General features: G+C 42.5%; 13 protein-coding genes. 9 read left to right on the forward strand and 4 right to left on the reverse strand.

Annotated features, from left to right (window positions below; translation table 11 throughout):
* Nucleotides 1–7: 7 nt before the first annotated feature.
* The 8 genes from BuS5_RS00505 (at nt 8) to BuS5_RS00540 (ending at nt 5,580) form a co-directional block, all read left to right on the forward strand.
* Entirely contained in the window at nt 8–244 is a 237-nt protein-coding gene (locus BuS5_RS00505) for a rhodanese-like domain-containing protein (RefSeq protein ID WP_027355127.1), read from the forward strand.
* A 45-nt stretch (nt 245–289) separates the two neighbouring features.
* Nucleotides 290–676: a hypothetical protein gene (locus BuS5_RS00510; RefSeq protein WP_274427635.1), complete on the forward strand. Its 387-nt coding sequence runs from the start codon at nt 290–292 to the stop codon at nt 674–676.
* Entirely contained in the window at nt 673–1,035 is a 363-nt protein-coding gene (tnpB, locus tag BuS5_RS00515; protein WP_274427634.1) for an IS66 family insertion sequence element accessory protein TnpB, read from the forward strand. Before BuS5_RS00510 ends, tnpB begins: the two co-directional genes overlap by 4 nt.
* Nucleotides 1,036–1,088: 53 nt before the next feature.
* Nucleotides 1,089–1,961 (forward strand): DUF4338 domain-containing protein, encoded by an 873-nt coding sequence (locus BuS5_RS00520; RefSeq protein ID WP_274427862.1) that lies wholly within the window; start codon nt 1,089–1,091, stop codon nt 1,959–1,961.
* Nucleotides 1,958–3,517, forward strand: a complete 1,560-nt coding sequence (gene tnpC / locus BuS5_RS00525; protein WP_274427632.1) for an IS66 family transposase — start codon at nt 1,958–1,960, stop codon at nt 3,515–3,517. Before BuS5_RS00520 ends, tnpC begins: the two co-directional genes overlap by 4 nt.
* A gap of 169 nt (nt 3,518–3,686) precedes the next feature.
* Entirely contained in the window at nt 3,687–4,313 is a 627-nt protein-coding gene (locus BuS5_RS00530) for a ferritin family protein (protein ID WP_274427930.1), read from the forward strand.
* A gap of 156 nt (nt 4,314–4,469) precedes the next feature.
* Nucleotides 4,470–4,985, forward strand: a complete 516-nt coding sequence (gene tpx, locus BuS5_RS00535; RefSeq protein ID WP_027355172.1) for a thiol peroxidase — start codon at nt 4,470–4,472, stop codon at nt 4,983–4,985.
* A gap of 100 nt (nt 4,986–5,085) precedes the next feature.
* The gene (locus BuS5_RS00540) at nt 5,086–5,580 is read left to right on the forward strand and encodes a rubrerythrin family protein (protein WP_027355173.1); all 495 of its coding nucleotides are present in this window, start codon (nt 5,086–5,088) and stop codon (nt 5,578–5,580) included.
* A gap of 63 nt (nt 5,581–5,643) precedes the next feature.
* Here the strand turns inward: BuS5_RS00540 and BuS5_RS00545 are convergent, their stop codons facing one another.
* Nucleotides 5,644–7,719 carry a putative transposase gene (locus BuS5_RS00545; protein WP_274427741.1) on the reverse strand — a complete coding sequence of 692 codons (2,076 nt, stop codon included), beginning with the start codon at nt 7,717–7,719 and terminating at the stop codon, nt 5,644–5,646.
* A gap of 753 nt (nt 7,720–8,472) precedes the next feature.
* Here BuS5_RS00545 and BuS5_RS00550 point away from each other — a divergent pair.
* The gene (locus BuS5_RS00550; protein ID WP_027354929.1) at nt 8,473–8,937 is read left to right on the forward strand and encodes a methyl-accepting chemotaxis protein; all 465 of its coding nucleotides are present in this window, start codon (nt 8,473–8,475) and stop codon (nt 8,935–8,937) included.
* A gap of 271 nt (nt 8,938–9,208) precedes the next feature.
* Here BuS5_RS00550 and BuS5_RS00555 read toward each other — a convergent pair whose 3' ends face one another.
* The 3 genes from BuS5_RS00555 to BuS5_RS00565 all read right to left on the reverse strand — a co-directional run bounded on the left by BuS5_RS00555 (nt 9,209) and on the right by BuS5_RS00565 (nt 12,719).
* The gene (locus tag BuS5_RS00555; protein WP_027354931.1) at nt 9,209–9,910 is read right to left on the reverse strand and encodes an anaerobic ribonucleoside-triphosphate reductase activating protein; all 702 of its coding nucleotides are present in this window, start codon (nt 9,908–9,910) and stop codon (nt 9,209–9,211) included.
* A 91-nt stretch (nt 9,911–10,001) separates the two neighbouring features.
* On the reverse strand, nt 10,002–12,122 hold the full coding sequence (locus BuS5_RS00560) for a ribonucleoside triphosphate reductase (RefSeq protein ID WP_027354932.1): 2,121 nt from the start codon (nt 12,120–12,122) through the stop codon (nt 10,002–10,004).
* Between the two features lie 432 nt (nt 12,123–12,554).
* Nucleotides 12,555–12,719 (reverse strand): hypothetical protein, encoded by a 165-nt coding sequence (locus tag BuS5_RS00565; protein ID WP_157487472.1) that lies wholly within the window; start codon nt 12,717–12,719, stop codon nt 12,555–12,557.
* Nucleotides 12,720–12,955 lie beyond the last annotated feature (236 nt).

The following is a 12,955-nucleotide window of genomic DNA, read 5'->3' on the forward strand; positions in this document are numbered from 1 at the left end:
AATAATTATGCGCTGGAAACAGTTATTAACTCCTGTAGCGAATATTGACAGTGAAAACGCCAAGGCCTATATCGAAAAACATAAAGAAGGAAAGTATGTTCTGTTAGATGTGCGTCAGCCATCTGAGTACGAAAAATCGCATATTCCCGGAGCCAAGCTCATCCCTTTGCCGCAAATTAACGATCGTTTTGATGAACGTGTCCTTTCGGCAAGCGTGCATGAAAAACAAATTCAAATAAGGTAGTATCGGTCATTCAAATCACGTAATATTATATAAGGAGGATGACCGATGAATCTTATGCAGCCTTCAGGCGAGTACAGTCTGGATGAAGTACGGGAAAAATTTAAACAATGGCGTAACAGCCGGGATAGAGGTAAAGCCATTCCGGAAGCATTATGGGAAGCCGCTGCCTCGTTATACCCTGCCTATTCTCTGCACCGTATATCAAAAGCCTTGAGCCTCAACCATACCAAGCTAAAGCATTACGTCCAGAATATATCACCAAATCCGTCCGTGCCGACGGCATCTTTCATCGAACTTGATGTAGCCCAAGCCCCTTTGCCTTTCAAGGGCATTATCGAGATGCAACATCAGAACGGTGCCAGGATGACAATGCAAATTGCGGACAGTTCTGACTTGATCAATATAACCCAACAGTTTTGGAGTCAGCCATGATTCAGATAACTCCGCAAATGCGTATCCTGCTGGCCATAGACCCGGTGGATTTCAGAAAAGGTATCGACGGTCTAAATGCTGTTTGTCGGCAGGTGCTGCGCTCCGATCCATTTTCAGGGTATGTTTTTATTTTTCGTAATAAAAAGGCAACTGCCATAAAGATCATTATGTATGATGGCCAAGGATTCTGGATGTGTCAGAAAAGGCTGTCTAAGGGACGTTTCAACTGGTGGCCAAACAAATCCGGTGAGGCGGTCAGGCCTCTGGCCGTTCATGAACTGCAGCTTCTGATCTGGAACGGTAATCCTGTAAAGGCTCATGTTGCACCATTGTGGCGGCCAATTCCTGTAAAAAAATAAAAAAAAATATTTAATGACTTGCGTTCCAGTAAAAAATGTGATATTTGATGCCCATGTTTACGTATAGAGGCAGAGTCGTTACTGACAAAGATATTATTTTTATCAAGGAGCTTATTGCTCAAAATCCGGATGCCAGCCGCCGGGCGCTTTCCAGAAAACTGTGCATAGCCTGGAATTGGGTCCAGGCCAATGGGGCATTGCGTGATATGGTCTGTCGGGGTATGATGTTAGAACTGCACCGTGCAGGATTCATACGTCTGCCGGACAAAAAATGTAATCCCCATAATCCATTTGTAGAACGTAGAAAACCTAAAAAAATTCAGATCAATCAAACTTTACTGGAAACAAAATTAGCCAAAATACGGCCGCTTGAATTTTGCCAGGTACGCAGAAGCCCGCATGAAAAAATGTTCAACAGCCTGATCGAGTATTACCATTATCTGGGTTACTGCCATTCAGTGGGCGAACAGCTGAAATACATCGTTTATACTGATGGGCGGCCAATAGCATGTTTTGCCTGGTCTTCTGCAGCGAGGCATATAGGCTGCAGGGACAGGTTTATCGGCTGGGATGCGAAGACGCGTAAAAAAAATCTGCACCTTTTGGCGTATAATACACGATTTTTAATTCTACCATGGGTGCGCGTACCACATCTGGCCTCCCATCTTCTTGGTCACATGATAAAAATCTTGGCCCTGGATTGGCGTAAAATCTACAATCATCCCATCTGGTACCTTGAAACTTTTGTGGACAAAACCCGTTTTGCCGGTACCTGTTACAAGGCTGCGAACTGGAAGTATCTTGGAGACACCACCGGCAGGGGTAAAAATGATCAAACATTTAAACCGAACCGATCTATAAAGGCTGTTTGGGGATATCCATTAGCCAAAAATTTTCGCAGCCTTTTACGGGGGGACACACAGTGAAGACCCCGGAACGTATAGACCTGGACGTCAAGCAGTTAGATGCTCTTTTAAAGCGTGTTAAAGAACTGTTGCCACCTGAGGACTATGAACTCATCAAGGCTATGGCTGACACTATCTACCTTTTAAGTCAGTGTGTGGACAATAAAGCCGCCTCCATACGACGGCTGTTGCGCATGCTGTTTGGTGCAACTACCGAAAAAACTGGAAAAACAAAGGCTCACCCAAAAAAGAAGAATTCTGTTAAAGCTAAAAAAGGTCATGGCCGCAAACCTGCTAAAAATTATACCGGGGCAAAAAAAGTCAGAGTCTTCCATGATACTCTTAAACCTGGAGACAACTGCCCTGAATGTTTAAAGGGCAAGGTATATGAATTAAAGGAGCCGCAGCGAATCATACGCATCACCGGAAACGCTCCATTAAGTGGAACTGTCTATGAAATGCAGCGTTTACGCTGTAATCTCTGTGGAGCAATTTTCACCGCATCGACACCTGAAAATGTGGGTGAAGACAAATATGATGCAAAAGCCAAGGCCATGATTGCTCTTTTGAAATATGGTACCGGTATGCCATTTAACAGACTTAAAGATCTTCAGCAAAGTCTTGGCATACCATTGCCTGCATCGACACAGTTCGAGATTGTCGATCAAATGGCAATGGAACTTACTCCGATTTATCAGGAATTTATCCGTCAGGGCGCTCAGGGCGATATCATTCATAATGATGACACCACTATGAAGGTTTTGTCCCTGATGAAGGAAAACAAAGAAAATAACCCGGAACGTAAAGGTATATTTACCACGGGTATACTGTCAAAAACCGATGATCATAAAATTGCACTGTTTTTTACCGGCCGTCAGCATGCCGGAGAAAACTTGATGGATTTACTTAAGCGTCGTATTGGTCTGAGCCCACCCATTCAGATGTGTGATGCTCTGTCCAGAAATGTTCCCAAAGAATTCGAAACTCTGCTGGCAAATTGTCTTACACATGGACGAAGACAGTTTGTTGACGTACTGCAAAGCTTCCCGGAAGAGTGCAGTTATGTACTCGAAATCCTCGCAGAGGTATATAAAAATGATAAGATTACCAAAGAACAGAACATGGAAGCTGAAGAACGGCTGCGGTTTCATCAGGACAACAGCGGTCCGCTGATGAAAAAGCTCAACACCTGGTTTCACAAACAAATAGACCAACATTTGGTGGAGCCCAACAGCGGGCTGGGCCAGGCTATTGGCTACATGCTCAAACATTGGGAGGCGTTGACCCTTTTTCTCAGGGAACCAGGTGTACCTTTGGACAACAATATTTGCGAACAGGCTTTGAAAAAGGTCGTTCTGCATCGCAAGAATGCTCTGTTTTATAAAACTGAGCATGGTGCCATGGTAGGTGATCTGTTCATGAGTCTGATTCATACCTGTAATTTATCCGGTACCAATCCTTTTGATTACCTGACAGCACTGCTGGAACATGCCTCTGAGTTGTCAGAATCCCCAGATAAATGGATGCCGTGGAATTATAAATCCGCACTGATTGAACCGGACAATCCTGAAGCATAAAATCACTTTTTAATATTTCCATCCTGATTGATCAGCCGGGTGCCTGCAAAAAACAGGCACCTAACCGCTGACTGCTTACCTACGCCAAATTTTTTTTTGCGCTATGCACGCTTGCCGAAAGGACACTGATGAACTGGATCCTGAAAAACCTACTATTGTATATTGAGCTATGGGAGGACGCAGCCGGGCTGCCGCGCAATTGCTTTCCGGAAAAGGATTTAAAGAAGTATATAATCTCAAGGGTGGTATCAATGCCTGGGAGGGTCTCGTTGCAGAAGGTCCTGAAGAAGCTGGAATGCTTTACTTAAAAGGTGATGAAACTGCTTCTGAAATAATTCTTCTTGCATATGGGATGGAGGCAGGCCTTGGATCATTGTATTTAAAGCTTGCTGAAATGCTGGATGAGCCTGAAGTAGTCAGGATTCTGACAAAGCTGGCCGGTATTGAGGATAAACATAAAGAAAAGCTTTATACTGTATATAGCACCCTTAATCCGGGTGTTGGAGATATTGAGGTATTTGAGGCCGGTATCTCTGCAGATGTCATGGAGGGCGGTCTTACTACAGACGAATTCTTAACGAAGAACAAAGCGGTTATGCAGACCCTGGAAGATGTTCTGAGTATTGCCATGATGCTTGAGGCACAAGCATTGGATTTCTATTTGAGGTATTCCCGGAGTGTTAAAGAAGAAAAAAGCAAAGCCATTCTTTATAAGATAGCAGAAGAAGAAAAGGCTCATCTGGCTGTATTGGGTAAACTAATAGATAAATACTTATATAGATTGTCACATAAATAATTTCACTGCGTTATCGGTCGTCGGAGTATTACAATACGCCTTCCTCCCTCTGGCCTTGTGAAATTTATTATCTGACAATCTATAGATGTTCACATAAATTATTTATGTGACGAGCTATAGGTTGAAATAATATTATCTTTTTAAGGAGGTTTAAAAATGGAAGAAAATTCTGGAATAATCACTATGAAAGGGAACCCCTTGACCTTGCTTGGAAAACAACCCAGGGTTGGAGATCCTGCTCCTGACTTCGAAGTCCTGGACAATAATCTTTCGCCGGTAAGACTTTCATCATTTCGGGGAAAAGTCTGTGTTATCGCTTCGATACCTTCCCTGGATACACCGGTCTGCGACATGGAGACTCGAAGATTTAATGAAGAGGCGGGCAAGCTAGGTTCCGACGTGGCCATACTCACTATCAGCATGGACCTGCCTTTTGCCCAGAAGCGCTGGTGCGGCACAGCAGGGGTTGATAAAGTAACTACCCTTTCAGACCACTTCAGCGCTTCGTTTGGCGAGGCATATGGCGTTCTTATCAAGGAGCTGCGTTTGTTAGCGAGGGCAGTGTTTGTTGTGGATAAAGATGGGGTCGTCAATTATGTTCAGATTGTCAAAGAGATAGCAGATGAACCTGACTACACCGAAGTTTTAATGGCCCTTAAAAAGCTGCTGTAACCCACGGAAGGTATGCAAAAAACAGGGTATTGAAATAGTGGAAAGATTTACGGTTTTTTAGTTCGTGTATTATTTAACAACTTTATGAAGGAGGATCGTTATGAGCAAGACCATAGAGAATCTAAAGGAAGCTTTTGCAGGAGAATCACAGGCAAACAGAAAGTATCTGGCTTTTGCCAAGCAGGCAGAAAAGGAGGGCTATCCACAGGCGGCGAAACTCTTTCGAGCTGCGGCCGAAGCCGAAACAGTTCATGCCCACGCCCATCTGCGCGTCATGGATGGTATTGGCAAAACGGTTGAAAATCTTAAAGAAGCAATCTCCGGTGAAAGATTTGAATTCAAAGAGATGTACCCCGCTATGATAGAGACTGCTAAAGAGGAGGGGAAAAAGGCTGCGGAGAGATCTTTTGTCTATGCTAATAAAGTTGAAGCGATCCATGCAGACCTTTATCAAAAAGCCCTTGACAATATAGACTCTGCCAAAGAATGCGATTACTATGTCTGCCCCGTGTGCGGGTACACCTGTGAAAACGAGCCGCCTGAAAAATGTCCTGTATGCGGCGCTCTCGCAAAGGCATTTTCAAAAGTTGAATAAACATAAGGTGCAGACCTCGGAAAAAAATAGCATTTTAAGCATAATTTTTTGGACACTTTCCTTTTAAATAGGTGACGAACCAACTTCAATCTGTAATATTTTTCCAATCGGAATATAGGCGCTTAATGCATTCAATCTTTTACAAAATTGTTCCTGCGCTTTTCGGCGGCTTGGTTGTTGAAGAGGCTCCAATCGGACAACCACTCTGTCTGCTTCAGATTTGATCCATCCATGAGACTGAGTGATGGCATAAAACAAGTCCACATATTCATTTTCATTCGGGTAATGACACAATAACCAGTCAGTCATATCCTTACGCGCATTCCATAATGAAGCTGTAACAAAATCAAAAAGATTTTTTCCTTCATTATCAATCTTCTTAAAGGAATTATAATCCTCAAGAGTAGAAACATCCACCTTTTCAGGCAGTTGTTTTTTCTCATTGAGGAGCTTTGTGAGCTCTGCCTCTAACTGGCTTATTCCTGATTCTAAACAGGCTTTCAAGCTGTTTTCGCGCCTTGAGCCATCTTTGTTTAAAACTTCCTTAGTCCTTGAATTTTTTTTATGCTTTTTATCAAGCTTTTTACGTACGGTCTTAATTTCTTTCTCAATGGATTTGATAGCAGGATTTGCTATAAGCTGTTTATCGCTATCTAATGTTTTAAAGCCGGGGTGATAATGAAAAGGATGCCTGTCATGGAGGTGTTTAAATGTATTTTCAGAGGCACCCCAGCGGTTCAATATAGCTTGTGCGCATTGAAGAGTAGTTATAGGTCTGCCGTCATCCCATGCAAGACAGCATGTCCGACGGTTGCTGGTCTGATTCCAAAGATAAATTTTCCTGAGTTCAAAGGTTTTAGTTTTACCATTTTCCTCCAGGGTGAAGGTCTTTTCACCCTCGAAAATGCGGTATTTTTTGTTGTTCATCTCAAAGGATTCGTTAAAACAATCATCATCTAACTCCTTGAGTTTTTTTGAATCAACGTGTTTTTCCCAAGTAACAAAGGGAATTTTATCTTCAATAAGAGAGTTAAAAAATGGAGCGCCATACCCTTCTCTGTCAAAGACCATGATGGGAGGCTCTGTAAGTTCCTTGGCCCATTTTTTTTTCAGTTCGACAATATGAGTTTTAAGATCGCCTTTTCCTTCTTGAATCTGAAAATCAACAATACGACCACTTTCATCGCATGTAACTATATTTGTTTGTCCCGGCATCATCATTTTGCGCTGTGTATTAAAGGCAAGATGAATTTTTCGTCTGCCTGTGTATGGAAGCAGATGCCCATCTGCAAACCATATACAGGTACTGACCAATCCGCCTAAAAGCTGTTGCTTAAAAAATAATTTACAAAGAGATGTGGAAAATCGTAAATTACAAGCTGCATAGAACCATTGCCAAACATCTCTTTTTGGAGGCAATTTATTGAGGCCCAAAATAAGCCCCGCTTCTTTCTGGTTAATATTTTTCAGTTGTTCTATGGATTTGATATTATTGGCGACCATCAACAAGAAAACTAAAAATATTTTATAGGCAGAACCAAAATAACCCATTATCAGCTTAAGCCATTGATTTGTACTAATTAAAACAATTAGATAAGGGAATATCCCTGCAAAACGAGTGAATTTCCAATCATGAAGGCTCTTAAATGGTTGTTCGTCTTTTGAAACAAGTTGTTCGCCGAATTCAAAATCAAGCTCCTGCTGTTTTTTTTGATTTTCTAATCGTTTAGCTTTTCTCTCTTTAGCGAGAATGACAGCCTTGGTGCCCTGTATGCGTTTGTGCTGCGTGCTCTTGCGATGTTGTTCAAGATTTTTGCCCATTTTGGGATTATATCCACCCAATAAGCCTTCTGTCCCAAATTTTTTTTTGCTCTCAATGTAATTGTGTATCGTTTGTCTGCTAATATTAAGGGCACCAGCCAATAAAGATTTATTCGCACCCAATTCAACGGCATCAACAACAAATATTTTTTTTGCCGGCTTGTCAGAAATATCAACCTTTTTAACAATGATATCGCGGTTTTTAAGGGTAATCATGTGCTTATTTCTTCTGTTAAAAACCAACGACAAATTTGCGCCAATCATTTTGGTGTTATCGTTTTTTTTCTTTGGTATATCTGGAAATAGTTGTTTTTGCATAATTGATACCTTAATGTGGTGTACGCAATGTGAATTTTTAATAAGGTATCACAAAAAAATATTTTTTACAAAATAAATTTACATTAAATAAAAGAAATAGTTAAAATAAAATAGGTTAAACATATGAATGTCCAACATTATGCTTGTCCAATAAATTACTGGAGAATAGTCTAACTACCTGAATAATAAGGCTTTACGTATTTCTATTCACTTTGTACGTTCCGAGGTCTGTTTTCACTGAAGCCGCCTCAAAACTTTGGGACTGTTATCATGCCGAGAACAAGCGGTCATTTTCACAACGAGTCAGAAGACTTGTAGAGTGGTGCAAGAAAAAGGAGATGCCAGCCGTCATTTCAAAGCCCATCGCAAAGTTACGCAAGAATATTGCTGAATATAAAGTGGCTTATGAACACCCGAATGCCCATAGAACCAGTAATATGGTCGACCGGCTGATGCAAAGAATGGATCGTCACCTGTTCAGCGTCCAATATTTTCATGGTTCCATGGCCTCAGTCGAACTGAGCATCAGAGGTTGGGTTCTTATCCAGAATTTTGCGCCCTATAATCCACGTACCGTAGAAAAACTACATAGGCTAAAAAGTCCGGCTGAACGGTTAAACAAGTTCAGGTACCACGATAATTGGCTGCACAACCTTTATGTTTCGGCTTCTTTGAGGGGCTATGGTAGGCCTCCCCTAAATCCGTTATAATGAGAATAATTCTTCATCTGAACTTGCAGATATTTCCGCTCAGATGTCTTCCGGCACGGAATATCTTAACGGCTACTCGCATACCATCGCTGCTGCAGCGGAAGAGTTGAACGACAAACGAATAAATCAGCTTGGTAATATTACCAAGGCCATAACGGAAATTGCGGAGCAGACCAACCTGCTGGCCCTGAATGCAACTATCGAAGCGGCCCGGGCCGGGGAAACCTGGAAAGGATTTACGGTTATTGCAAATAAAATCAAAGAGATGGCCAAACAGACTGCCGAAGCGCCTATGGAGATGTGGCAGAAAATAGAATGCATCCAGGGTTCGACCAGGGACACCGTTTCGAAGATTGAACAGATTTCCAAAGTAATCAATCAAGTCAAAGATATTGTAGAAACAATTAACATCTCGGTTGAGGAACAATCATCCACCAGCAATGAGATTGCCGAAAATGTGGCGCAAGCCTCAATCGGCATCCAGGAAGTAACCGCAAACTTAGCTTAAAGCCCCACAGTTGCAGGTGAAGTGGGATAATATTGGGGGGGGATGTACACCAGCCCTGCAATGAGATTGCAGGCAGCAATTTCCGGGTTAAGACGAGCTCTCTGGGACTTAATGATCTTACTGTTCACAATATAATCCCCAACCAAATTGCATTGGGCAAACTGCAACAAAAAAAAATCAGTAGAGGTACCCATGAGGATACCCAAAATACGAAAAATACCACCGAAAAAAACACGCCGACGACAATTGTCCCTGGTGGGGATTTTAGTCCCTATCCCCTGACAATACACTCACCCACCTGTCCGGATGCAATCAATTTTAATCCCTGAAGCTCATCCTCTTTAATCAGCCGGTCAGTAGTATTGAAAAAATCACGATCAAGGACTCTTTCGTCATTACATCTCTGCAGCACATAAAGCCTGGCTCCTTTTATAATGCCCGATATCTTCTCAATGATCTTTTCATCAACAAAAGGCTTAAGGCAGGTTGTCCTGAATTCATAATCCAGGCCTGAGCGCATAATAATCTCCGCCGAAGCAAGAATTTTATCAGGTTCCGCTTTTTTCCATATTAAAGGCGAATATTTATCAGGATCGGTCTTGATATCCATGGCAATATAATCGACCAAAGCAGAATCGATAAGTTTTTTAACAACTACAGGCCTGCTGCCGTTGGTGTCCAGCTTGACCGGATAGCCCAGCCCCCTGATCTGTTCACATATTCGCAAAAGGTCAGGACATAAGGTCGGTTCACCGCCTGTAATCACAATCCCTTCGATTAATCCCCGCCTGCTTTCAAGGAATGTAAAGACTTTCGCTTCATGGAGGAACTCATGTCTCTCAGACCTGCCGACCGCAAGATCCGGATTATGGCAATAAGGGCAGGTAAAATTGCATCCCGCAAAAAAAAGCACAGAACTTATTTTACCAGGATAATCGATGAACGAATTTTTTAATACTCCCCCGAATATCATATTCCATCATGCAACTTTATATATAAAGTTCCACATGAATAATTTCACTGCGTTATCGGTCGTCGAAGTAGGGGTTCAAAATTTTGAACCCCTACTCCCTCTGGCCTTGTGAAATTAATTTATCTGAAAATTTATAGGTTTTCCGCATGGTAAATTCCGCCATTTTACCGTTGTTCCACTGCTTCACAGGCCGCAGATACCCTACAACCCTGGAATATACCTCGGTCTGATCGCCGCACACAGGACATTCTTCATGCCTGCCGTTGATGTACCCGTGCGAAGGACATACACTGAATGTAGGAGTCAGCGTAAAATAGGGCAGCCTGTAATTTTGCGCAACTTTCCTTACCAGCCCCTTTAATGTATTGATATCACTTATCTGTTCACCAAGAAAAACATGCAGCACCGTGCCTCCGGTATATTTGGACTGCAGCTTGTCCTGATGCGTGAGGGTGTCAAAAACATCATCCGTATAATTAACCGGAAGATGGGTTGAATTAGTATAATAAGGCGCGGCTCCCATTTTGTATTCATCCTCATTGGCGCAGACTATCCCTGGAAACCGATCCTTGTCTATCATTGCGAGACGATAGGTGGTCCCCTCGGCGGGAGTCGCCTCCAGGTTGAACATTTCTCCGGTTTGATCCTGCACTTCAGCCATTACAGCGCGGATATAATCCATGACTCCAAGGGAAAAGGCCTGTCCCGCGTCACTGGCAATATCAAGGCCAAGGAGGTTAAGGCAGGCTTCGTTCATGCCGATAATTCCGATGGTGGAGAAATGGTTCTTCCAATAAATCCCGGAACCCTCTTTTACGGCTCTCAGATAAAATTTTGAGTAAGGATATAAATTATTTTCCGTAAACTGTTCAAGCACTTTGCGCTTGATCGAAAGGCTCTCAACCGAAGTCATAATATGATTTTTAAGAATTGCCAGAAAATCTTCTTCATTTCCGGCAACGAATCCTATCCTGGGCAGATTTATTGTTACAACTCCGATGGAACCTGTAAGCGGATTGGCCCCAAAAAGCCCTCCGCCCCTTCTCAACAGTTCCCTGTTGTCAAGTCGCAGCCGGCAGCACATCGACCTTGCGTCTTCAGGCGACATGTCGGAATTCACAAAATTGGAAAAATAGGGGATGCCGTACTTGCCGGTCATTCTCCATACTGCATCAAGATTAGGATTATCCCAGTCAAAATCGGCTGTAATATTATAAGTTGGTATGGGAAAAGTGAAGACCCTGCCCCTGGCGTCGCCTTCCATCATCACCTCGGCAAAGGCCCGGTTCAGCATATCCATTTCCGGCTGAAAACCGGAGTAGGTATCATCGGTTTCCAGGCTTCCGATAATTACCGGCTGATCCTTGTGAGTGGACGGCACGCACAGATCCATGGTGATATTTGTAAAAGGGGTTTGGAAACCGACCCGCGTAGGAATATTAATATTGAAGATAAACTCCTGCATGGCCTGTTTTACTTCGGTGTAGCTTAAATTATCATGGCGGACAAAAGGCGCTAAAAGGGTATCAAAATTGGAAAGTGCCTGGGCTCCTGCGGCTTCCCCCTGTAATGTATAGAAAAAGTTGACCACTTGCCCCAGGGCCGACCTGAGATGCCTGGGTGGAGCGCTCTCTACCTTGCCTTCAACGCCTTTAAAACCGTTTTTTAAAAGATCGGCAAGATCCCAGCCAACGCAATATACGGAAAGCAGACTCAGGTCATGGATATGAATGTCACCGCTTTTGTGTGCTTTTCTTATCTCGGGGGGATATATCCGGTTAAGCCAGTACTCTGATGTAATTCCGGATGATATGTAATTATTCAACCCCTGTAATGAATAACACATATTGCTGTTCTCTTTTACCTTCCAGTCTTCTTTCCGGATATAATGCTCAACCAGATCTATATTGGCCCTGGCGGTAATATCCCTGATCCGGGCATGCTGCTCCCTGTAAAGTATATAGGATTTGGCTGTTTTATAATATGGTGAATCAAGGAGGACTCTTTCGACAATATCCTGTATCTCTTCCACATCCGGAATCGGTCCCAACCGAATCTCATGGGACAGGGTCAGAACCCTGAGGGTCAATTTCCTGGCCTCCCTTTCTTCAAACTCGCCGGTAGCCTTTCCTGCGCATGCAATAGCCGCTGTAATTTTGGGTGAATCGAACTCGACAATCCTTCCATCCCGTTTTTTTATCTCTTCAAACATAGGTTACTCCAGGAGCGGCATCACAAGTTGAAATACTGTTAAGTCTTCTCTATTTATTAAAATATTGAAATCAACTTATACAACATATTGTTGCACGTCAACAAAAAAATCGCTATATATAGTATTTTTGTCAAAAAAATGTAACTGTCGGAAATAACAAAAAAAATCCACATAACCCTCGTTCCCAGGCTCTGCCTTTTTTAGGTCAGCGGTTTTACTGCCACCAATCCTTTTAACCCGATATATAGATTGTCAGATAATAACCTGATTTTAAAATTTGGCACAAGGCCGGAGGTGGTAGGGGTTCAAAATCTTGAATCCCTACTCCGACGACCGATAACGCAGTGAAATTATTTCTGTGAACATCTATACAACAAGATCAAAATGAGTCTCCATTAAAACCCGGGCATGAATTTTGATTCTTTGCAGTTGCTACAGAAAATTCAACGAATCAATGACAATTCCGGCTGGCGCGGGCAGGGCAAACAAAGAAAGCCGGTTTATAACACTGCTTGTTATGAAATATGTTTTACCGCTCTCAATAATTTTATATCTGCTTCTTCCCATAAAAAGTTTTATTTTTCGGGTATCCTTCATTTATGCTACAAAAGTAGTTAACACTTTTTTTAATGCCGGAATCAATATTTTACCGCAGAGTTCGCAAAGAACGCTGAGATATTACATTCAAAACCAAGCAGTTCCCTCTGCGCTTTCTGCGTTCTCCGCGGTAAAATTTAATTTTTTATAGAAAATCAGTGTAAACTAAATTTGAAGGATGCCATTTTTCGTATTATATTTTAGTGAGTTTTGGTGCGTAAGGCAGAGCCTGGGAA

The sequence above is a fragment of the Desulfosarcina sp. BuS5 genome, from assembly GCF_028752835.1.
Taxonomy (GTDB): Bacteria; Desulfobacterota; Desulfobacteria; order Desulfobacterales; family BuS5; genus BuS5.

What these genes read in the sequence shown, in the direction of transcription:
- BuS5_RS00505 (WP_027355127.1), top strand. Translation starts at nt 8, where the DNA reads ATGCGCTGGAAACAGTTATTAACTCCTGTAGCGAATATTGACAGTGAA.
- BuS5_RS00510 (WP_274427635.1), top strand. Translation starts at nt 290, where the DNA reads ATGAATCTTATGCAGCCTTCAGGCGAGTACAGTCTGGATGAAGTACGG.
- tnpB (WP_274427634.1), top strand. Translation starts at nt 673, where the DNA reads ATGATTCAGATAACTCCGCAAATGCGTATCCTGCTGGCCATAGACCCG.
- BuS5_RS00520 (WP_274427862.1), top strand. Translation starts at nt 1,089, where the DNA reads ATGTTTACGTATAGAGGCAGAGTCGTTACTGACAAAGATATTATTTTT.
- BuS5_RS00530 (WP_274427930.1), top strand. Translation starts at nt 3,687, where the DNA reads ATGGGAGGACGCAGCCGGGCTGCCGCGCAATTGCTTTCCGGAAAAGGA.
- tpx (WP_027355172.1), top strand. Translation starts at nt 4,470, where the DNA reads ATGGAAGAAAATTCTGGAATAATCACTATGAAAGGGAACCCCTTGACC.
- BuS5_RS00540 (WP_027355173.1), top strand. Translation starts at nt 5,086, where the DNA reads ATGAGCAAGACCATAGAGAATCTAAAGGAAGCTTTTGCAGGAGAATCA.
- BuS5_RS00545 (WP_274427741.1), bottom strand. Translation starts at nt 7,719, where the DNA reads ATGCAAAAACAACTATTTCCAGATATACCAAAGAAAAAAAACGATAAC.
- BuS5_RS00550 (WP_027354929.1), top strand. Translation starts at nt 8,473, where the DNA reads ATGTCTTCCGGCACGGAATATCTTAACGGCTACTCGCATACCATCGCT.
- BuS5_RS00555 (WP_027354931.1), bottom strand. Translation starts at nt 9,910, where the DNA reads ATGATATTCGGGGGAGTATTAAAAAATTCGTTCATCGATTATCCTGGT.
- BuS5_RS00560 (WP_027354932.1), bottom strand. Translation starts at nt 12,122, where the DNA reads ATGTTTGAAGAGATAAAAAAACGGGATGGAAGGATTGTCGAGTTCGAT.
- BuS5_RS00565 (WP_157487472.1), bottom strand. Translation starts at nt 12,719, where the DNA reads ATGAAGGATACCCGAAAAATAAAACTTTTTATGGGAAGAAGCAGATAT.